The following is a 19,622-nucleotide window of genomic DNA, read 5'->3' on the forward strand; positions in this document are numbered from 1 at the left end:
AGCCTCTCCGCGTTCCGATACATCACCCGCGTTCCGCAAACATCGGGTTCGTCGTTCCGGTGCGTCGGGCGCAGAAAGCCCGATCTCGAGCTAAGACAACCTCGTTCGCTTGATTGAATCTTCGAAATCACGCTTCTGCCGGGGGGTGAGAGAAACCCTGCCGGGCGCTCGCTTTCGGGCGACGCCTTGTTCAGACTGCGACCCCCCTCCCCCTGTGAGTGTTCGTATCGACGTGGCGAAGGGGTGCTGCGTGCGGAGTGTCGGTCTAGTGGTCCGCGCCGCGGGGTGGGTGGCAGGTGGTGCAGCGGAAGTGGAGGCCGTCGAGCTCGTGCGGGGCCGCAGCGAAGTGCTCGAGCGGGAGTGTGCGTCCGCAGCCTGGGCACGGCTTGGTGCCGTCTGGGTGGGCGCGGTGGCATTCGCGGGCGATGTGCTGCGGGTCGCGGGTCGCTCGCCAGGCGCGCTGCTCGCGGCGGCGGATGCGGGTGCGGGTGTTGCTCTCCTCGGCGGTGAGGTGCTGCCCCGCCTTGTAGGCGCGCATCACTCGTTCTTCGTCGGGCGTTCGGGTGGGTGTGGTCATGGTGGGGCTCCTCGAGCCGTCGTGTGTGGTGGGGCCGGGCCAATGGACTGACCCGGCCCCCGGGGAGCGGTCGCAGCGTGCGTGAGGAGGCTCGATGCGGCTGCGTGGGTGCACCGGGGGCGGCTCAAGGTGTGAGCCTGTGCCGAAAGGAGCGTCGCCGCCCCCGGTGGGTCTTACGGCGTCGGGACGATTTCGCCCTTGACGATGCCGCTCGGGGTGCGCACGTCGGAGTTGACGCGAGTCTCGACGCGGAGGCGGACCAGGTTGCGGGCGAAGTCGTCGGACATGGAGTCCGACCAGCGCGCATCGACCTTGCCGTCCGTGCTGAGCGAGTTCGCACCTTCCGCGAGGGTCCACACGGTCCCTGCAGTGACTGCCGGGGACTCAATCACGTCCACGCCCCACAGCTTCATCTCGGCTTCGTTCACCGGTGTGGTGGGTCCGAAGTCGAAGTTGCCCGACGTGTTGCGCGTGGTGAGCGCGGTCGTCCAGTCGGCGGGTGCCACGGCGATGAACGACGGGGTGCGCCCGTTCGCCGTGAGCCGCTCGATCGCCTTCCGTGCCGTGGTGATGAGGTCCACACCGGTCACGGTGAGGATCCCGGACGCGTTGAGCCAGCCGAGGGGGTTCTCCCCCGTCCCGGAGCCGCTGACGAGCTGCGCCTGGATCGCCAGGTCGAGTCCATTCACGAACTCGGACTCGATGAACCGCTGCACCTCGTCGTTGTCCTCGAGGATGTACTTCGGGATCGGCTCACTGATGTGAGCGAACACCTTGAGCTTCGCCTCGACGGGCTCCATGGTCACGATCGAGGTGGGCTTGAGCGCACCCTCCGCGACCGGGGCCGCGTTCATCGTGCGGACCGTCTGACGAAGGTACTCGTAGACGGGGCTGCTGCGGCGGATCGCGGGGATCGCCTGCAGCAGTGACGTGCGCGGGCGGTCGATGGGGACGATGCCGCGAATGAACTCGACACCCACGAGGTCCGACGAGGTGCCGATCGCCTTCTGAGCGACCGAGCGGGCGGTGGCCTTCACGTTCAGGAACGACGCCTTCGCGCTGCTGCCTTCCCCGTCGTTGTCATCGCCCTGCTTGAACAGGTCGAGGATTGCGGTGCCGCGATCCATCATGTCGATCGACTTCTGCAGTCGTGCGGCCTCTTCGGCCTTTTGCTCGAGGGAGGCGAGCTCCGCCTCGGTGATATCGCGACCTGCTGCCTTCGCACCGTTCACGACTGCGGCCATTGCGGCCTTGATTTGAGCGAACTTCTTCTTGGGGTCCATGAGAATGGGGTCCTTCCCTGGGAGAGCGAGCACGGACGCGGGGATGCGTCAGACGTGCGAATCGCGTGCAGCGGACCTCGAACCGACCCAGGCTATTCAGCTGCGTTGGGGCTCACGCCCTCCTCCGCAGCGCCCCGGATGGGAGGCTGACCGCATTGCTCACAGGTCGAACGCTGGCGGTCCTCCGAGTTGACCCTCGCGGGTTCCTCCTCGTTGCCACGGACGATCGCGCCCTGCTACGGACAGGTTAACACCGGGCTCCGACAGAGGGAACGCCGCGTCGATAAGGTTGGGCTCATGCCAATGTCGCGAAACCCGGTCGTCAAGCCGAAACTGCCCTACAGAAACGTCCGGTCCGTTGGCCCCGTGACGCTCTACCTGAGCGACATCGACGCGATAATCGCGAGACTCTCCAAGGACGTCGGAGAAGTACGGATCCTGGCAGGAACTTCTACCGCCACCGTGGCTGACGATCTGCGGGACTCGACGGAGAGAGAACGATCCGGGCTCGTCCTGCAGGCCAGCAACCCGGGGGTGAACATATTCCTGTACCCCAAGAAGTGCGTGGTCGAAACGACGGATAGCGACCCATTCGCTCAAGCTGTTGTCGAGGATGCGGTCTCCCTCCTTGAGCAACACCGCCGGAGCCTTGCTCCACGATTCTTCGCCCAGCTCGCGTTGACGGCCGCGCCTCTCGGCATCCTGGCGTGGTCCTTCACGAGGATGGGGGTTGAGAACATCCCACAGCTGGTGATCCTCATCGCTCTCTCGCTGGTTGCCCTGGGCACTGCAGTATTCGTTAACGTCGTGAGTTGGCGCGATTACAAGAGGCTCGGACGGACGAAGCTCGTTCTCCGGAATCGGCAGGAGGCGAAGGACCGGCAGGTCTCGTTGGCCACCACGATCTGGGTGGGTCTCGGCGGCACGATCTTCGGTGGGGCGGTGAGCGGTGTCGCCACAGCCCTGCTCAGCAATCCCAAGTAAAAGAGTAATTACCCGCTTGTGAGGGGCAGGAGCATCAGGATCTCCTTGCGCCCGGCCTGTTCGATCAGCACACGCTTGGCGTCCTCACGGGCGTCTCCTGCCTGTGCGTGCAGGACGGCCGACAGCGGCGCACCGTGTTCGAGAGCGGCGACGACCTGATCGACCGCGCGCGCCAACGCGGGCAGCTGCAGACGGCCCGACATCTCACCGAGCGCGTCGGTGAGGGATGACCCCGTCCCGACGGCGACCACCACTCTGCGGAACTCCACGGTGAGCTCACCCGATCCGACCGCCGCCACTCGGCGCAGAGAGTCGAGAAATCCTTCACCCGCCGAGAGGCAGAGCGAGAGGAATTCGAGTGTCGTCGGCAGCTCATCGGTGAGCCGTGCTCGGCGTGACCTCACGCGGGCGGTGAGGTGCAGGTCGAAGCCGACCCCTGCGCAACTCCCGAGCAGGACGGGGAGCAGAGCGATCGGAGGACTCATGCGCCCGGCTATCGCGAGCACGATGAGAGCGAGTGCCCCGCTCATGATCCCGCCTAGCACCCAGCCGAGCTGTCTGCCGCGGAAGGTTGCGTGGTCGACGGAGAGACCAGCCTGGGCGATCCTCCCCCGCAGCGCTTCGCCACCGCCGAGCAGTCGTTCGAAGATCGCCGACGAACGGCTCCACGGCGATCCTCCCCTGCTGGGAAGGACTCCTGCGCGCGGGAGGGCGATCTCCGGCAGTCGTTCGTCGGCGACGGCGTCCCGCACATACGGTGCCACCCGCATACTCAGCGACTGCGCCGACCACCGTGGGAGTGTCGCGAGGATGCACAGCAGGCCCGTCGACAGCGCTCCACCGCCGAGCACCGCGACGGCGAACGAAGAGAGGAGACTCACCCGAACCACCGCCCCGGTTCCGGCAGACGCCCGATCCGGATCATGATGCGGTAGGCGATGACCGAGACTGCGGCGCCGAGGCATATCACCAGCACCCCCTCTGGCGTACCGTAGGCCGCAGCGCCTTCGGGCCTCAGCACCAGCAGGCCGAGGATCACCCACGGCGCGACGGAACCGAGGACAGCCGCACCTCGAATCCACGACTGACGCGCCTCGACCTCCCCTCGGAGAGCCGCATCCGCGCGCACCGACGAAGACAGCGCCCTCAAAACGCCTACGAGCTCGGTGCCACCGACCTGTCTGGCCATCCGGAGGGTCTCGATGATGCGATCGGCGATCGGATCGGCCAGTGAGGACTTCACCCGATCGAGGCTCGTCTCGAATCGTCCCGTGGCCCGCAGATCCCGCGCGAACACGATGAAGGCCGGCCTCATCATCGCAGGAGCGGTCTCGCCCAGACTCGCCACCGCATCCGGCAGCGAGAGCCCCACGCGGATGGACGCGATCAGCAGGTCGCAGACGTCGGGCCAGAGCTGGCGACGCAGCTTGCGCAGTCGCAGGCGGCGGGAGCGCAGGAACACGACCGGAGCCGTTCCCGCTGTCGCACCGGCAAGCACAGCGAGGATGGGAATCGCGGTGACGAGCCAGACGACCGATGCGGCGCCGAGTGCGACCAGAGCCACAGTGACCAGAAATGCGCGAGGGCGGATGCTGCCGAAGCCCGCCTCCTCGAGCATGCGGATCACGACTCCCCGCCGCTTGGTCTTCTCCTGTTCAGGTCGAGGAGGCCAGACCCACGGCGACGCGCACAGCAGCATGCCGGCGGCGAGCAAGGCGCCCAGCAGAGCCGTCACCCTTCGCCTCCGACACGTCGGAGATCGCCACGCCGACCCGCGTTCATATCCGCACCGTGCGCGTACACCGATCGGGTCATGAGTCTGCCGTCACGGACCTCCCCCGTCGGCGCGATGACCTCGTGCACTCGTCTGACGCCGTCGCTGCCGCGCACGCAGTGCACCACCAGGTCGACTGCGGCGGCGAGCGCCGGCGCGATGAAGGACCGGTCGATGTTCCTGCCCGCCAGCAACGGCAGGAGCGTCAGTTTGTCGAGCGCGTCGGCTGCGGAGTTCGCGTGCACCGTGGCTGCACCCGGCACGCCGGTGTTGAGTGCGAGGACGAGATCGAGCGCCTCCGCATCCCTGACCTCTCCCACCACGAGGCGATCGGGACGCATTCTCAGCGCCTCCTTCACCAGCCGGCGCAGCGTGATCTCGCCTGTTCCCTCGAGACTCGCCTGGCGTCCTTGCAACGAGACGACATCAGGGCCGTCGACGGCGAGCTCGAACGTCTCCTCGACCGTGATGATGCGCTGCTCATCGGCGCACGATGCGAGAAGCGCGCCGAGGAACGTGGTCTTGCCCGCGTGCGTCGCCCCGGACACGACGACGCTCTTCCCGCCTCTCATCGCCTGACGCAGAGTGACTGCGAGGTCGGTGGGGAGCGCCCCGTGTGCGACGAGGGCGTCGAGCGATCGGTAGCGCGGCAGGAACTTGCGGATGTTCACCGACCAGGACCCCCGCACGACATCTGCGATGGCCACGTGCAGTCGCGATCCATCCGCGAGCGACGCATCGACGAAAGGCTGACTGATGTCCACCCGACGACCGGTCGACTGCAGCATCCGCTCGACGAGATCGCGCAGCTGCGCGTCGCTCACCCGCAGCGCGAGTCGCTGCGACACACCACCCCGCGCGACATGGATGCTCTCGGGGCCGTTGAGCCAGATCTCCTCGATCTCGGGGTCGTCGAGCAGCGGCTGCAGCACGCCGAAGCCGCTCACCGCGGCGAGGACATCGCGCACGCATCCGGCCTCGTCATCGATCGGAGTCTCACCCCGGGCGAGCGCGACATCGTTGAAACGACGGACCTCGGCGAGCGCGACGACGCGAGCGACCTCAGCATCCAGCGACGGGTCCGTCCCCTCTGTGCGGAGGCGCTGACGGACGCGCTCGACGACCAGGACGGAGGGGTGGATCACCCGAGCATCCTCGCAAGGATCCGGCTCCCGCCTCCGGAGTTATCCACAGCGCCGGCCACCACCTGCGGGTGGATCCCCAGGAACGCGCGATCTCCCGGTCAGTAGACTGATTTCACCGCGCGGGAGTGGTGAAATTGGCAGACACGCAGGATTTAGGTTCCTGTGCCCTAGGGCGTGTGGGTTCAAGTCCCACCTTCCGCACCGTTCAGTCGCATGCCGTGCGGCCGACGACTTGACCGCCGCACAGCGCACTACGACGGGAAATCCATGCATCACGCCGCTCTCATCCCCTGGCTCGACCCCGCCACCATCATCGGCTCGGCCGGCCCTTGGGCGCTGCTCGTGGTGTGCTTCATCGTCTTCGCCGAGACCGGCCTGCTGGTCGGCTTCCTGCTGCCGGGCGACACGCTGCTCGTGATCTCGGGTCTGCTGTCGCATCCGATCGCCGGCTCCGAGCACGGCGTCTTCGGCATCAACGTCTGGATCGTCGCGCTGCTCATCGGGTTGTCCGCGTTCGTCGGTGGTGAAGTCGGCTACCTTATCGGTCACAAGGGCGGGCCTGCGGTCTTCGAACGCAAAGAATCGGGACTCTTCAGCAAGAAGAACGTCGAGCGCACCAATGCGTTCTTCGAGCGCTTCGGCGGCATCACCGTCATCCTCGCCCGCTTCGTGCCGATCGTCCGCACATTCGCGCCGGTCGCCGCCGGTGTCGGTCATATGCCGTGGCGCCGCTACACGCTCTACAACCTCATCGGCGCGATCCTCTGGGGCTTCGGCCTCACGATGTTCGGCTACGCGATCGGGTTCATCCCGCCGATCGCGGAATTCGTCGAGAGCTACATCGACCTGATCCTGCTCGCGGCCGTCGGCGGCACCGCGCTGGTGACCCTCTGGCACTACCTGTCCGAGCGTCACAAGGCGAAGAAGGAAGCCCTCGCCGGTGAGGGCGAGACCGACGCCGCCGAGGCCGAAGAGCTCACGCTCGACCCCGAGGTGTTCGACCGCGCTCCCGACTTCGACGGAGACGGCAAGCACTGACCTCGAGCGAGTGAGACAAGGCGGGCTGAGGACTCAGCCCGCCTTCTTCTTGCTCGGGCTCTTCTTGGTGCTCGCCTTGCTGTCGGCGGACTCGGAACGCGCGGCCTTGGTGCGCGCGACACTGGCTCGCAGCGCCTCCATGAGGTCGATGACCTCGCCGCTCTTGGCGTCGCCCTCTGCCTCGCCGAAGGTCTCCGAGACGTCGAACGTGTCACCCGCCTCGATCTTGGCGTCGATCAGGGTGCGCAGCTCCTTCTGATACTCGTCGACGAAGGACTCGGGGTCGAAGTCGGCCGAATAGCTGTCGACGAGGGATGCCGAGAGCTCGAGCTCCTTCTTCGAGATCCGCACGTCCTCGTCCAGCGCCGGGAACTCCGCCTCGCGCACCTCGTCTGCCCACAGCAGCGTCTGCAGCACGAGCACCTTGCCGCGCACGCGGAGTGCCGCCAGACGGGTCTTCTGACGTAGCGTGAACCGCACGATCGCCGTGCGATCGGTCTGCTCGAGCGTCTTGCGCAGCAGCACATAGGCCTTGGGGGACTTCGAGTCGGGCTCGAGGTAGTACGGCTTGTCGAGGGTCAGCAGATCGACCTGATCCGACGGCACGAACTCGACCACGTCGATCTCACGGCTCTTCTCGGCGGGCAGCGCCGCCAGGTCGTCCTTCGTGAGCACGACCGTCTGCCCCTCCTCGACGTAGGCGCGATCGATGTCGGCATACGCCACCGTCTCGCCGCACACCTCGCAGGTGCGCTGATACCGGATGCGACCGCCGTCCTTCTCGTGCACCTGATGCAGCGGCACGTCGTGGTCCTCCGTCGCGGAGTACACCTTGACCGGCACGTTCACGAGGCCGAAGGTCAACGCGCCCTTCCAGATCGTTCTCATGCCCCCAGTGAACACCAGGCGCCCCGGTCGCGGCCAGTACCTTGACTACGCTGGCGCTATGGCTCCGGAGGCGCAGAACGTGCAGATCGACGGCCGCCGCCTGCGCATCACCAACCTCGACAAGGTCGTCTACCCCGAAAGCGGCGCGACCAAGGGCGAGATCATCGCGTATTACACGGCGATCGCGCCCCACATCCTCCCCCTGCTCGACGGCCGCCCGGTCACACGCAAGCGCTGGGTGGAGGGAGTCGGAACGGCCGAGCATCCCGCCGATTCCTTCTTCACGAAGCAGCTCGAGCCCGGAGCGCCGACCTGGATCCCGCGGCACGAGATCCGTCACTCCGACGGCGCGAAGGAGTACCCGCTCGTCGAGGACGTGCCGACCCTCGTCTGGCTCGCCCAGGTCGCCGCGATCGAGCTGCACGTGCCGCAGTGGCGCTTCGCATCGGACGGCCTCCCCGGAAACCCCGACCGCCTCGTGCTCGACCTCGACCCGGGCCCCGGCGTCGGTCTCGCCCAGTGCGCCGAGGTCGCCCGGATCGCCCGCGGCCTGCTCACCGACATCGGCCTCGACCCCGTTCCCGTCACCAGCGGCAGCAAGGGCATCCACCTGTATGCCGCCCTTCCCGGTCAGCAGACCAGCGACGAGATCTCGGCAGTGGTGAAAGAGGTCGCCCGCCTCATCGAGACCGAGCATCCCGACATCGCCACCAGCACCATGGCGAAGGCTGCCCGCGGCGGCAAGGTGTTTCTCGACTGGAGCCAGAACAACGGCAAGAAGACGACCATCTCGCCGTACTCGATGCGCGGCCGAGCACAGCCCTGGGTGGCCGCACCCCGCACCTGGGACGAACTCGACGACCCCGACCTGGCGCAACTCGACTTCGCGACGGTGCTGGAGCGCGCGGAATCAGGGATCGATCCCCTCGCACCGTTGCGCACGGAGCACGTACCGCACGTGCAGGCGCCGAACCCCGCAGCATCCGATGAGCACGCCGCCTCCGCACAGCCCGCCGCACCTGCGCGACACCGCCCGCGGATCTCCGGCGCGGCGAGTGCCCCGGCATCCTCGGCCCCGGCATCCGTGTCTCCGATGCTCGCCGAGAACGGCACACCCGCGATCGCCCGCGCGCTCAGCTCGCCCTCCTGGGTCGAGGTGAAATGGGACGGAATCCGGGCGATCGGCACCTGGGCGGACGGACGGATGCTGCTGCATGCCCGCAGCGGTACGGACATCACCGCCCGCTACCCCGAGCTCACCGCGGACGGCGCCCCTTTCCTCCCGGTCGGCGACGCGATCGTCGACGGGGAGATCGTCGCTTTCGACTCGCACAGCAGGCCGAGCTTCTCACTGCTGCAGAATCGGATGCACCTCACGCGGCCCCGCGAGATCGAACGCGAGGTCGTGCGCACCCCGATCGTCTACATGGTCTTCGACCTGTTGCGCCTCGACGGGCACGACCTCAGCTCGATGCCGCTGTCACAGCGACGCACTCTGCTCGAAGAGGTGGTCTCGGATCTGGAGGCCCCGATTCAGGTGCCGCCCGTGTTCGACGACGTGGACGCCGCGTTGGCAGCGAGCGAGGAGTTCGGACTCGAGGGCGTGGTCGTGAAGGACCCCGCCTCCCGCTATCGCGCCGGGCAGCGCTCCCCCGCCTGGCTCAAGCTGAAGCTCACCCGGATGCAGGAGGTCGTGATCGTCGGCATCCGTCCGGGCAAGGGCGACCGCGAGGGCACGTTCGGGTCGCTGCTGCTCGCGGTACCGGACTCCGGACGGCTGCGATACGTGGGACGCGTCGGCACCGGCTTCACGGACCGCATGCTGCGCGATCTGCTCGGGCGTCTCGCGCCGTTGCGCGTCGAATCAGCCCCGCTGAACGGAGTACCCGCTCTCGACGCCTCGGACGCACTCTGGGTGGAGCCCGAATTGGTCGGCGAGGTCGAGTTCGCGAACTGGACCCCCGACGGCGTGCTCCGTCACTCGCGCTGGCGCGGCCTGCGACCCGACAAATCTCCCGATGAGGTCCTCGTCGAGAGCTGACGCGTCACGCGTGATGCGGTTCGCAGTCCGACTGCTCGGCCGGTTCGATCTGGAAGGTCGAATGCTCCACGTCGAAGTGATGCGCGAGACACGATTGCAGGTCGCTCAGCAGCTTCGCGGATCGCCCGTCGGCGAGGAGCGCCGGTTCGACGCTGACATGCGCGCTGAACACCGGAGCACCTCGGGTCAGCTGCCACACGTGCACATCGTGCACTCCGACGACTCCGTCGTAGTCGAGCAGGTGCTGGCGGATGTCGCTGACCGCCGTGCCCTCCGGAGCCGATTCGGAGAGCACCGAGAACACCTCACGCAGCAGCGCGATCGCGCGCGGGATGATCAGCACGGCGATCATGATCGACGCGAGCGCATCAGCCGGCATCCATCCGGTCGTCACGATCACGATCGCGGCGATGATCACCATCGCCGAGCCGATGAGGTCGCCCATCACCTCGAGGTATGCACCGCGGACGTTGATGCTGGTGCGCTGGGCACGGCTCAGGAGCCACATCGAGATCGCATTGGCCACGAGTCCGACGACCGCGACGACGAGCATCAGCCCTCCGGCGACCTCGGTCTCGCCCGGGTCGATCAGGCGTCCGACGGCCTCGATCCCGACCCATCCGGCGAGGAGGATCAGGATGATCGCGTTGATCAGCGCCCCGAACACCTCGGCGCGCTGGTATCCGAAGGTGCGGCGGTCATCGGCCGGGCGTGCGGCCACAGCCGCCGCGATGAGCGCGATCACGAGCGCCGACGCGTCGGTGAACATATGAGCCGCATCCGCCAGAAGCGCGAGAGAGCCGGTGAGGATCGCACCCACGACCTGCACGACCATGATGGTCGCCGTCAGGCTCAGCGAGATCGCCAGGAGACGGCGATGACTCGCAGAGCGGATGCCGCCGGCGGCGGGGGCGTGATCGTGCATGCTTCCAGGCTAGACCGGCGATCGCGCCGTCCGGCGGGTCTACGCGCAGTCGGGAATGGTGATGATTCTCAGTAACCGCGCCTTCAGCGCAGTCGGGTGTATTCGAGCACGACGCAGCCGTTGTCGAACGAGCGCACCTGATCGAGCGCGAACTGCGTCGGGGCGAAGGGATGACTCACCATCGGGATGCCGGAGCCGGCGATCACCGGGTACTTCTTGACGATCAGCCTGTCGATCTCATCGAGGAGCACGCCGGCGAGCACGGCGCCGCCGGCCAGGTAGATGCCGAGACCGGGCTCCGCCTTGAGCTCGCGCATCCGCGCGACGGGATCCGTGCGCACGATCTCGACGTTCGGCTCGCCCGGATCATCGAGCGAACGACTGAACACGACGGTGCGCAACTGCGAGTACGGGTCGGTGATCCCGGCGTGCAGCGCGGGCTCGAAGGTTCGGCGGCCCATCACGACGGTGTCAAAGCGGGTGAGCGGCTCGTCGACGCCTCCTCGCCCGGCGCGCACGTGTGCGGGTTGGATATCGGCGAGCTCGGTGCCCAGGGTCTCGGCGAAGGCCGGGGTCACCGGATAGAAGTCGACCTCGTCGGCGGGGCCCGCGATGAACCCGTCGAGGGTGACGCCGATGTAGTAGGTGAGTTCTCGCATGCGGACCACCGTAACCACTACGCATGACGTACGTCAAGCGTAGTGGTTACAGTTCGGTGGCTCAGAGATCGGCGAGCAACGGCACCAGTTCTGCGAACGCGCGGGCGCGGTGCGACTGCGCCTGCTTCTCGTCGGCGGTGAAGTCCCCTACCGTGCGCTCGGCGCCCTCCGGCTGTCCGTCCGGGATGAAGATCGGGTCATAGCCGAACCCGCCTCCGCCGGATGCCTCGGAGGCCAGGCGACCCGGCCAGTTCCCGACGACCACATGCTCAGCGCCCTCCGGCGTCACCAGTGCGATGGTCGAGTTGAAGTGGGCGGCGCGGTGCGGGTCAGCGATGTCGTGGAGCTGGTCGAGCAGCAGCTCGAGGTTGGCCACCGCATCCTTCTTCTGCCCCGCCCAGTAGGCGGAGAAGACCCCGGGCGACCCGCCGAGCACATCGACGCAGATACCGGAGTCGTCGGCGAGGGCCGCGAGTCCCGTGTGCAGCGAGGCGGCGCGCGCCTTGATGAGCGCGTTCGCAGCGAACGTCACGCCGTCCTCGACCGGCTCCGGGCCGTCGTATCCGACGACCTCGAGATCGGGACGCGTGGACGCGACGATCTGCTGGAACTCCGCGACCTTGTGCGGATTGTGCGTGGCGAGGACGACCTTCATCAGCCTGCGAGCGCCTTCAGCTGCTGATCCTTCAGATCGGCGCAGCCCGCGACGCCGAGCTCGAGAAGCGCATCGAGCTCGCGCTTGTCGAACGGCGCGCCCTCGGCGGTGCCCTGCACCTCGACGAACAGGCCACGACCGGTCACGACGATGTTCATGTCGGTCTCGGCGCGGACGTCCTCGACATATGCGAGATCGAGCATGGGCTCACCGTCGATGATCCCGACCGAGACGGCGGCGACGGAGTCGAGCAGCGGCGTCGAGTTCTTGCCGATGAACTTCTTCTCGCGGCCCCATTCGATCGCATCCGCCAGAGCGACGTAGGCGCCGGTGATCGCAGCCGTGCGCGTTCCGCCGTCGGCCTGCAGCACGTCGCAGTCGATCACGATCGTGTTCTCGCCGAGGGCCTTCGTGTCGACGACCGCACGCAGCGCCCGGCCGATCAGGCGAGAGATCTCGTGCGTGCGTCCGCCGATGCGGCCCTTCACGCTCTCGCGGTCGTTGCGGCTGTTTGTCGCACGGGGAAGCATCGAGTACTCGGCGGTCACCCATCCCTTGCCCTTGCCGGTGAGCCACCGGGGCACGCCGTTCGTGAACGATGCGGTGCACAGCACCTTGGTGCCGCCGAAGCTGATCAGCGCCGATCCCTCGGCGTGGCTGCTCCAGCCTCGCTCGATCGTGATCTCACGGAGCTGGTCGGTGGAGCGGCCGTCGGCGCGGACGATGCTGGTCATGGGATTCCTTCGGTGGGGTGGAAGAAGCGGATGGATGCTGCGGAGGAGTCAGAGCCCTGCGGCCGACTCCGGAAGCGTGATGACACCGGTCTGCACGAGCTGCACGTCGCGCACCTCCCGGCCCATCAGACGGTTGGCGAGCGCGGTGAACTCGGTGGTCGAGTCGCCCGTCGCCTCATAGACGTACGAGGCGGTGGCATCGGGCGATGCGAGAAGGTCACCGCGGACCAGCTGACGGTAGACGTCGCCCGCGGTCTCGTCGTCACTGGAGACGAGCGTGACGCCCTCCCCCATGACGTAGCTGATCGCACCGCGGAGGAACGGGTAGTGCGTGCATCCGAGCACCAGTGTGTCGACCTCTGCGTCACGCAGCGGCGCGAGGTACTCCTCGGCGGTGGCGAGGACTTCGGGCGTGCCGGTGATGCCGCCCTCGACGAACTCGACGAAGCGGGGGCACGCCGCCGTGAAGACCTCGAGACGCTCGTTCACCTCGAGCATGTCCTGGTAGGCGCGTGAGCCGATCGTCCCGACCGTGCCGATGACGCCCACGCGCCCGTTGCGCGTGGTCGACACGGCACGGCGGACGGCGGGGCCGATGACCTCGACGACCGGGACGTCGTATCGCTCGCGCGCATCACGCAGCATGGCAGCGGATGCCGTGTTGCAGGCGATCACGAGCATCTTGACACCCTGATCGACCAGCGTGTCGAGCACCTCGAGGCTGTAACGGCGCACATCGGCGATCGGCTTCGGGCCGTACGGCGAGTGCGCGGTGTCGCCGATGTAGACGAACGATTCCCGGGGCAGCTGGGCTCTGATGGCTCTGGCCACCGTGAGTCCGCCGACACCGGAGTCGAAGATTCCGATCGGGGCGTCGTTCATGACTCACCAGCCTACCCGCGCGCGCCCCGCGTCATGCTCAGCAACCCGAGCGGATGTCGTCACTAAGCTGAGCGCATGACGACGTCCACGGCGCTTCTGACCGATCGTTACGAACTGACCATGCTCGCCGCCGCGCTGCGCGACGGAACGGCCTCACGTCCGAGCGTGTTCGAGCTCTTCTCACGACGTCTGTCCGGCGGGCGCCGCTTCGGCGTCGTCGCCGGCACGGGCCGTCTGCTCTCCCTGCTGCGCGATTTCCGCTTCGGCGACGACGAGCTGCGCTTCCTGCGCGACAACGACGTGGTGGATGCCGACTCGCTGACATACCTCGAGAATTACCGCTTCACGGGCTCCATCCGCGGCTACCGGGAGGGCGAGCTGTACTTCCCCGGCTCCCCCATCCTCACCGTCGAGGGCACCTTCGCCGACGCCGTCGTGCTCGAGACCCTCGCGCTCAGCGTCCTGAACCACGACTCTGCCGTCGCCACTGCCGCCTCCCGGATGAGCATCGCCGCGGGCGAGCGGCCGCTCGCCGAGATGGGATCGCGCCGAGCCGCCGAGCAGTCCGCCGTCGCTGCGGCCCGCGCCGCGTACATCGCCGGCTTCCGCGCGACGAGCAACCTCGAGGCCGGCCGTCGATGGGGCATCCCGACGATGGGAACGGCCGCGCACTCGTGGACGCTTCTGCACGAGACCGAGGAGGAGGCCTTCCGCTCGCAGATCGACAGCCTCGGAACGGACACGACCCTGCTGGTCGACACCTATGACATCCGCGCGGGGGTCGAGACGGCCATCCGTGTCGCCGGCACCGGCCTCGGTGGAGTGCGCATCGACTCCGGCGACCTCCCGATCGTCGCTGCCGAGGTGCGTGCCCAACTCGACGAGCTCGGCGCGAGGGACACGCGGATCACGGTCACGAGCGACCTCGACGAATACGCGATCGCCGCGCTGGCGGCGTCACCGGTCGATGCATACGGCGTCGGCACCTCGGTCGTCACGGGATCCGGTTATCCCACGGCGAGCATGGTCTACAAGCTCGTCGCCCGTCAGGATCCGACGGGAGCCTGGATCGGCGTGGCGAAGGCCTCGACCGACAAGTCATCCCACGGAGGACGCAAGGCAGCGTTCCGCACTCTCGTCGACGGCGTGGCCACATCCGAGACCGTCGTGGTCTCGGACGGCTTCGAGCAGCTGGACACCCCGGCGGAGCACCCGGAGGGTCGCGCGCTGCAGACCACGTTCGTCGAGGCCGGCGAGATCGACACCGCATTCGAAGGGCCGGAGGGCACGGCATCCGCTCGGACGCATCACCTGCGCGTGCGCGAAGAGCTTCCGGTCAGAGCCCTCGCACTGAGCAAGTCTGACCCGGCCATCCCGACCGTGTTCGTCGACGCGAGCTGATCTGCCGCTGAACCCGCGCGGTTCAGCTGATCATCGACTCGTAGATCTCCTTGCACGTGGGGCAGATAGGGAACTTCTCCGGGTCGCGACCCGGAGTCCACTTCTTGCCGCACAGCGCACGCACCGGCTTGCCGGTGATGGCGGACTCGAGGATCTTGTCCTTCTTCACGTAATGCGAGAAGCGCTCGTGGTCGCCCGGTTCGAGATTCTCCTCCCGGAGGAGCTCTTCCAGTTCGCGATCAAGCGTTGCCACGCCGCCCTGATCGGGGCTGTCCAGCGGAGTACTCATGCCGAGAGTCTAGCCGTGCACAGCCCACGGTGGGCGGCTGTCACGCGGTCTCGACGAACTCCATCAGGCGCTCGCCCCCGCGCTCGAAGATCCGACCACCGACGCTCACGCCGACGGCGAGCATGACCAGCCCCGTGGCGATCCCGGCCCAGAACGTCGCCGGGGCGAACTGCGAGCCCTCGAGCATCGTGAGCACCAGCAGCCAGATGGTCGGGATGCTCACCACGATGGCACCGAGGAACGCCGCGGCCGGGCCGTAGGCGCCGCGTGAGGTCGGCCGCTGGGGCTGCTGGAACGGGCTGTCGCCTGGGCGGGAAACCGCATACGGAGCGATCACCGACACGATGCTCGAGAACCCCAGCGCCGACAGCAGCAGGCTGGCTCCGAGTCCCGTGAGCGGGAGCAGCAGGCGCCAGTCGTCGATCCACAGCAGCGTCAAAGGCACCGAGATCGCCAGCACCGGCACGGCGACGAGCACGACCGGCACCAGTCGTCCCAGGCGATCGGGGATACCGCGCACACCGCTCGCGACGTGGGTCCACAGGGCCGTCGAGTCGTAGGCGACGTCGTTGTGCGGGAGCCATCCGAAGAACAGCGCCATCACCGGGACGGGCACGAGCGCTGCGATCTCGAGCGGCACACCGGCGACGAGCAGGGGAAGCACTGTGAGCGCGCCAGCGACGGGAACCACGATGAGATTCATGATGTACCGACGGTCACGCAGCCAGTAGACGAGGCTCCGCGCCGCGATCGCGCCGAACGCGTTCGAGGGCAGCAGACCGAACCAGCCGAGTCCTGATCGCTCGCGCGAGGTGACGGGTCGCTCGGTGGTGGTCAGCAGTCGACGCACCAGCCAGGTCCACGACGCCCAGAGGATCGCCGCGGTCGCGAACGCCACGACGCCGCTGATCCAGTTGCCGGTGTTGTCGTCCGTCGCGAATGAGAAGAGGAAGCGCGAGGAGGCCGCGAAGGGTGTGACTCCGACCGCTGCTGCGAGAGTGCCGACCGCGGCGGGCACTTCGCCGTCCCACTTCAGGGACGCCAGGAAGACGGCCACGGGGAAAGCGATGACGATCAGAGCGAGCGCGAAAAGCGCGGTGAGCTCGCGCGATCGGCGTTCGGGCAGGACGAGTGCGTTGACGGCCATTCCGATCCGCGCCGCCAGGATCGTCGACACGAGGCTGATGAAGCTCATCAGCACAGCGAGGAGCCATGGAGCGCCCAGCCTGATCGCGACGATGCAGACGCTGATGTTCACTGCGAGCAGCGCCAGACTCGGGACGCTGATGAACGAGGCGAGGGCGAGGATCCACGGCATCTGCCGCTCGTCGACTCCGAACACGGCGAACCGCCGGGGATCGAGCTGATCGACGGCGCCGACCAGTATCGGGCCGACCAGGAACCCCAGCAGCAATGCGGCGCTGCCGAGCACGATGACCGTGCGTGCGACGGCGACCGGCGCGTCGTGGAGGCTCAGGACCGCGGCGCAGACCACGACCGTGAGGACGACGATCACGGCGAGCATGATCAGCGTGCGCACCCGACGTTCGCCGCGGAGCGACCCGATCAGGAGCGCCGCCCTCAGTCGGAGAACGTGTGCAGCCACTCGAGCCCCTCCACCTCGCTGATACCACCGGAGAGCTCGACGAAGCGGGCCTCGAGCGTCTGTCCTGCACGCACATCGTCGATCGTGCCCTCGGCGAGGACCTCTCCTCCGACGATGATCGCGACCCGCGAGCAGACACGCGCGACGAGATCCATACCGTGACTCGAGAGGATGACGGTTCCCCCGTGGTCGACATATGCGCGCAGGATGTCGAGGATGACCGCGGATGACACGGGATCGACTGCTTCGAAGGGCTCATCGAGCACCAGGACGCGCGGCGAGTGGATCATCGCTCCCGCGAGCATGATCTTCTTCGTCATACCGGCCGAGTAATCGGAGACGACGCGGTTCAGCGCCTCCCCGAGGTCGAAGGCGCGTGCGAGGTCACCGACGCGCTTCTCGATGACATTCGAGGCGAGGCCACGCAGCAGACCGTAGTAGTAGAGGAGCTGGCGGCCGGTGAGGCGATCGAACGTGCGCAGCCGATCGGGAAGCACACCCATCATCCGCTTTGCCGCGAGCGGCTTGGCAGCCTGGTCGATGCCGCAGATCACGACGTTCCCCTCGTCGGCGCGCAGAAGCCCCGCGACGATCGAGAGGGTCGTCGTCTTGCCCGCTCCGTTGGGTCCGACGATTCCGTAGAACGATCCCGCGGGTACGGTCAGATCGATGCCGTTGACAGCCGTGTGGTCGCCGAAGCTCTTGACCAGGCCACGGATGCGGATCGCTTCGGAGCCGGATGCCGCCTCGACACCGCTGACGGCCTCATCCGTCGCATCCGCGTCGGAGACGGCGTCGTCGTCCTCGGACACCGGATTCTCGTCGGCCGAGCCCTCGGCTGTCGGGTCGTCGTAGACGTCGAAATCGGCGGCCACACCCTCGAGCGGAGCAGCGTCCGCCGCCGGTGACTCGACGGCAGGTGCGGCGACGTCGTCGACACGGGGTTCTTCGACGACCGACGAGACCTCTTCTGCGCCGTCCGCACGAGCGTCAGTCGCGTCGTCGAGAACGATCGCGGTCGCTTCCGCAGCCTGCGCCGCCGCGGCCTGTGGCGCCGCGGCCTGCGCCTCCGCGGCCTGCGCCTCCGCGGCCTTCGCCTCCGCGACGCGTGCCTCGGCGGCCTTTGCCTCCTCGGCCTCAACCTCAGCGGCCTTGGCAGCTGCGGCCTTAGCTGCCGCAGTCTTCGCAGCAGCGGTCTTCGCGGCCGTTGTCCGGGCCGAAGCGGTCTTCGCGGCAGAGGTACGAGCGGTGGACTTCGCTGCAGCGCTCTTCTCGGCGGCAGCCTTCGCCGCAGCGGTCTTCGCGGCCGTCGTCTTCGCCGCAGCAGTCTTCGCGGCCGTCGTCTTCGCCGCAGCAGTCTTCGCCGCAGCAGTCTTCGCGGCAGCAGTCTTCGCCGCAGTCGTCTTCGCGGCAGTCGTCTTCGCCGTCGTCGAGCGCGCTGTGGTCGTCTTCGCCGCAGTGCCGCGAGCACCCGCGGGGCGTGCCGAATCCTTTGCTGCAGCCGTGCGCGCAGTCGTCGACGGAGCCTTGTTCGCCGTGGCGAGACGCGGGGCCGTAGGAGCAGCGCTTCGATCGATCTTCAACGCAGGCTCGACCACCACCTCGATCGTCGCGGCGGCCTTGTCGGCAGCCGACTTCGCGGGCGTTCGGGCGCTCGTCGCCTTCTTGGCCGGCGTCTTCCGAGCCGGCGTCGTCTTGGCGGTCGAGGGCGCGGCGTCGGCCACCTGATCGGTGCGGTCGTCGGGGGAAGCAGTCACCGTCCTACGGTATCAACGGGCGCCCACTTTCTTAGGGTCGCCGCAACAATTGGCCCTCGGAATCACAGATCGGCCCGTGTCGGGCATCGATGTGGACGAATCTGAGTGTTGGGTGTGTACTGGATCACGAATTGGCAACAGCGTCGACATCACCCGGGGGTTCCCAGGCTCGATCGCTAGCATGACTCTCGGCACGACGAAGTGTCTGGTCGGTGAACCGACCGTGAACACATACTTCCTTTAGGAGCACTCGTGACTCTTCAGACCGTCATCCTCGCAGCAGGAATGGGCTCACGCCTGGGCCGCGCGCTGCCGAAGCCGCTCACGGAGCTGAGCGACGGCCGCACGATCATGCGCCAGCAGCACGACAACATCCGCGCAGCCTTCGGCACCGACGCGCGCATCACCGCCGTCGTCGGCTACCGCGCCGAGACCATCATCGAGGCCTTCCCGAACGTCAACTACGTGCACAACGAGCGCTACGACGAGACGAACACCTCGAAGAGCCTTCTTCGCGCCCTGGGTGCGACGGGAAAGTCCGGCGTGCTCTGGATGAACGGCGATGTCGTCTTCGACCCGATGATCCTGGGTCGCGCCGCGGCCTACATCGAGCGCGACCAGTCGTTCGTCACGGTGAACACCTCCAAGGTCAGCGACGAAGAGGTGAAGTACACGGTCACCGCCGAGGGCTTCATCAATGAGCTCTCCAAGACCGTCAAGGGCGGACTCGGCGAGGCCGTGGGCATCAACTACATCTCCTCCGCGAACAAGCAGGCGTTCATGCGCCAGCTGCAGCGCGTCGAGGACCAGGACTACTTCGAGCGCGGACTCGAACTCGCGATCGCCGAGGACGGCCTCCTGCTCGAGCCGATGGACGTCTCCGACCTGTACGCGGTCGAGGTCGACTTCGCCGAAGACCTCGAGCGGGCGAACCTGTTCGTCTGATCATCTGTCACGAAAGCCCGGCCCCGTCAAGGGTGCCGG

General features: G+C 67.5%; 20 protein-coding genes and 1 tRNA gene. 7 read left to right on the plus strand and 14 right to left on the minus strand.

The window, feature by feature from the left end; translation table 11 throughout:
* Positions 1-265 precede the first annotated feature (265 nt).
* Together OD997_RS06220 and OD997_RS06225 are read right to left on the minus strand one after the other, a co-directional pair.
* The gene (locus OD997_RS06220; protein ID WP_434330835.1) at positions 266-577 is read right to left on the minus strand and encodes a hypothetical protein; all 312 of its coding nucleotides are present in this window, start codon (positions 575-577) and stop codon (positions 266-268) included.
* A gap of 173 nt (positions 578-750) precedes the next feature.
* Positions 751-1,860 carry a phage major capsid protein gene (locus OD997_RS06225; protein WP_434330836.1) on the minus strand — a complete coding sequence of 370 codons (1,110 nt, stop codon included), beginning with the start codon at positions 1,858-1,860 and terminating at the stop codon, positions 751-753.
* 297 nt (positions 1,861-2,157) lie between these two features.
* Here OD997_RS06225 and OD997_RS06230 point away from each other — a divergent pair, with 297 nt between their 5' ends.
* On the plus strand, positions 2,158-2,844 hold the full coding sequence (locus tag OD997_RS06230) for a hypothetical protein (RefSeq protein ID WP_290160466.1): 687 nt from the start codon (positions 2,158-2,160) through the stop codon (positions 2,842-2,844).
* A gap of 8 nt (positions 2,845-2,852) precedes the next feature.
* On the opposite strand, the gene OD997_RS06235 is transcribed toward OD997_RS06230, so the two are convergent.
* From OD997_RS06235 to OD997_RS06245, 3 genes are read right to left on the minus strand one after another with little or no spacing between them, the layout of a single operon-like run.
* Complete coding sequence (locus OD997_RS06235) at positions 2,853-3,725, minus strand: type II secretion system F family protein (protein ID WP_434330837.1); 873 nt, start codon at positions 3,723-3,725, stop codon at positions 2,853-2,855.
* Positions 3,722-4,579 carry a type II secretion system F family protein gene (locus OD997_RS06240; RefSeq protein WP_434330838.1) on the minus strand — a complete coding sequence of 286 codons (858 nt, stop codon included), beginning with the start codon at positions 4,577-4,579 and terminating at the stop codon, positions 3,722-3,724. Before OD997_RS06240 ends, OD997_RS06235 begins: the two co-directional genes overlap by 4 nt.
* Complete coding sequence (locus OD997_RS06245; RefSeq protein ID WP_434330839.1) at positions 4,576-5,763, minus strand: CpaF family protein; 1,188 nt, start codon at positions 5,761-5,763, stop codon at positions 4,576-4,578. The genes OD997_RS06240 and OD997_RS06245 overlap by 4 nt, the downstream gene beginning before the upstream one ends.
* 119 nt (positions 5,764-5,882) lie before the next feature.
* Between OD997_RS06245 and OD997_RS06250 the strand changes: the two genes are divergently transcribed.
* Positions 5,883-5,964: transfer RNA gene (locus OD997_RS06250), tRNA-Leu, on the plus strand.
* Between the two features lie 66 nt (positions 5,965-6,030).
* A complete protein-coding gene (locus tag OD997_RS06255; RefSeq protein ID WP_056513283.1) occupies positions 6,031-6,801 on the plus strand; it encodes a DedA family protein in 771 nt (256 codons plus the stop codon).
* Positions 6,802-6,834: 33 nt separating this feature from the next.
* Here the strand turns inward: OD997_RS06255 and OD997_RS06260 are convergent, their stop codons facing one another.
* On the minus strand, positions 6,835-7,689 hold the full coding sequence (locus OD997_RS06260; RefSeq protein ID WP_434330840.1) for a Ku protein: 855 nt from the start codon (positions 7,687-7,689) through the stop codon (positions 6,835-6,837).
* Between the two features lie 58 nt (positions 7,690-7,747).
* On the opposite strand from OD997_RS06260, the gene ligD reads away from it, so the two are divergent.
* Positions 7,748-9,730: a non-homologous end-joining DNA ligase gene (gene ligD / locus OD997_RS06265; protein ID WP_434330841.1), complete on the plus strand. Its 1,983-nt coding sequence runs from the start codon at positions 7,748-7,750 to the stop codon at positions 9,728-9,730.
* 4 nt (positions 9,731-9,734) lie between these two features.
* On the opposite strand, the gene OD997_RS06270 is transcribed toward ligD, so the two are convergent.
* From OD997_RS06270 to murI, 5 genes are all read right to left on the minus strand, one after another.
* Positions 9,735-10,655: a cation diffusion facilitator family transporter gene (locus OD997_RS06270; RefSeq protein ID WP_434330842.1), complete on the minus strand. Its 921-nt coding sequence runs from the start codon at positions 10,653-10,655 to the stop codon at positions 9,735-9,737.
* Positions 10,656-10,738: 83 nt separating this feature from the next.
* Positions 10,739-11,314, minus strand: coding sequence for a dihydrofolate reductase family protein (locus tag OD997_RS06275; RefSeq protein WP_434330843.1), 576 nt, complete (start codon positions 11,312-11,314; stop codon positions 10,739-10,741).
* Between the two features lie 61 nt (positions 11,315-11,375).
* Positions 11,376-11,969, minus strand: coding sequence for an RdgB/HAM1 family non-canonical purine NTP pyrophosphatase (rdgB, locus tag OD997_RS06280; protein ID WP_434330844.1), 594 nt, complete (start codon positions 11,967-11,969; stop codon positions 11,376-11,378).
* On the minus strand, positions 11,969-12,703 hold the full coding sequence (rph, locus tag OD997_RS06285) for a ribonuclease PH (protein WP_056312237.1): 735 nt from the start codon (positions 12,701-12,703) through the stop codon (positions 11,969-11,971). The genes rdgB and rph overlap by 1 nt, the downstream gene beginning before the upstream one ends.
* Positions 12,704-12,751: 48 nt before the next feature.
* Positions 12,752-13,585, minus strand: a complete 834-nt coding sequence (gene murI / locus OD997_RS06290; protein WP_056312239.1) for a glutamate racemase — start codon at positions 13,583-13,585, stop codon at positions 12,752-12,754.
* Between the two features lie 75 nt (positions 13,586-13,660).
* Here murI and OD997_RS06295 point away from each other — a divergent pair, with 75 nt between their 5' ends.
* Positions 13,661-14,986: a nicotinate phosphoribosyltransferase gene (locus OD997_RS06295; protein ID WP_434330845.1), complete on the plus strand. Its 1,326-nt coding sequence runs from the start codon at positions 13,661-13,663 to the stop codon at positions 14,984-14,986.
* A 22-nt stretch (positions 14,987-15,008) separates the two neighbouring features.
* On the opposite strand, the gene OD997_RS06300 is transcribed toward OD997_RS06295, so the two are convergent.
* The 3 genes from OD997_RS06300 to OD997_RS06310 are packed head-to-tail and all read right to left on the minus strand — an operon-like array spanning position 15,009 to position 17,756.
* Positions 15,009-15,275 carry a DUF3039 domain-containing protein gene (locus OD997_RS06300; protein WP_046013003.1) on the minus strand — a complete coding sequence of 89 codons (267 nt, stop codon included), beginning with the start codon at positions 15,273-15,275 and terminating at the stop codon, positions 15,009-15,011.
* Between the two features lie 40 nt (positions 15,276-15,315).
* A complete protein-coding gene (locus OD997_RS06305) occupies positions 15,316-16,881 on the minus strand; it encodes a hypothetical protein (protein ID WP_434330846.1) in 1,566 nt (521 codons plus the stop codon).
* Positions 16,857-17,756: an ABC transporter ATP-binding protein gene (locus tag OD997_RS06310; protein ID WP_434332346.1), complete on the minus strand. Its 900-nt coding sequence runs from the start codon at positions 17,754-17,756 to the stop codon at positions 16,857-16,859. Before OD997_RS06310 ends, OD997_RS06305 begins: the two co-directional genes overlap by 25 nt.
* A 201-nt stretch (positions 17,757-17,957) precedes the next feature.
* Here OD997_RS06310 and OD997_RS06315 point away from each other — a divergent pair, with 201 nt between their 5' ends.
* Together OD997_RS06315 and OD997_RS06320 are read left to right on the plus strand one after the other, a co-directional pair.
* Positions 17,958-18,743, plus strand: a complete 786-nt coding sequence (locus OD997_RS06315) for a pentapeptide repeat-containing protein (RefSeq protein ID WP_434332347.1) — start codon at positions 17,958-17,960, stop codon at positions 18,741-18,743.
* 147 nt (positions 18,744-18,890) lie between these two features.
* Complete coding sequence (locus OD997_RS06320; RefSeq protein WP_434330847.1) at positions 18,891-19,583, plus strand: NTP transferase domain-containing protein; 693 nt, start codon at positions 18,891-18,893, stop codon at positions 19,581-19,583.
* Positions 19,584-19,622: the final 39 nt, after the last annotated feature.

Origin of the sequence: Microbacterium sp. CGR1 (assembly GCF_051062835.1) — a bacterium.
Lineage (GTDB): Bacteria > Actinomycetota > Actinomycetes > Actinomycetales > Microbacteriaceae > Microbacterium.

Bases quoted from the DNA above. Each gene is read 5' to 3' on its own strand.
- OD997_RS06220 (WP_434330835.1), bottom strand. From the start codon at position 577: ATGACCACACCCACCCGAACGCCCGACGAAGAACGAGTGATGCGCGCC.
- OD997_RS06225 (WP_434330836.1), bottom strand. From the start codon at position 1,860: ATGGACCCCAAGAAGAAGTTCGCTCAAATCAAGGCCGCAATGGCCGCA.
- OD997_RS06230 (WP_290160466.1), top strand. From the start codon at position 2,158: ATGCCAATGTCGCGAAACCCGGTCGTCAAGCCGAAACTGCCCTACAGA.
- OD997_RS06255 (WP_056513283.1), top strand. From the start codon at position 6,031: ATGCATCACGCCGCTCTCATCCCCTGGCTCGACCCCGCCACCATCATC.
- OD997_RS06260 (WP_434330840.1), bottom strand. From the start codon at position 7,689: ATGAGAACGATCTGGAAGGGCGCGTTGACCTTCGGCCTCGTGAACGTG.
- ligD (WP_434330841.1), top strand. From the start codon at position 7,748: ATGGCTCCGGAGGCGCAGAACGTGCAGATCGACGGCCGCCGCCTGCGC.
- OD997_RS06270 (WP_434330842.1), bottom strand. From the start codon at position 10,655: ATGCACGATCACGCCCCCGCCGCCGGCGGCATCCGCTCTGCGAGTCAT.
- OD997_RS06275 (WP_434330843.1), bottom strand. From the start codon at position 11,314: ATGCGAGAACTCACCTACTACATCGGCGTCACCCTCGACGGGTTCATC.
- rdgB (WP_434330844.1), bottom strand. From the start codon at position 11,969: ATGAAGGTCGTCCTCGCCACGCACAATCCGCACAAGGTCGCGGAGTTC.
- rph (WP_056312237.1), bottom strand. From the start codon at position 12,703: ATGACCAGCATCGTCCGCGCCGACGGCCGCTCCACCGACCAGCTCCGT.
- murI (WP_056312239.1), bottom strand. From the start codon at position 13,585: ATGAACGACGCCCCGATCGGAATCTTCGACTCCGGTGTCGGCGGACTC.
- OD997_RS06295 (WP_434330845.1), top strand. From the start codon at position 13,661: ATGACGACGTCCACGGCGCTTCTGACCGATCGTTACGAACTGACCATG.
- OD997_RS06300 (WP_046013003.1), bottom strand. From the start codon at position 15,275: ATGAGTACTCCGCTGGACAGCCCCGATCAGGGCGGCGTGGCAACGCTT.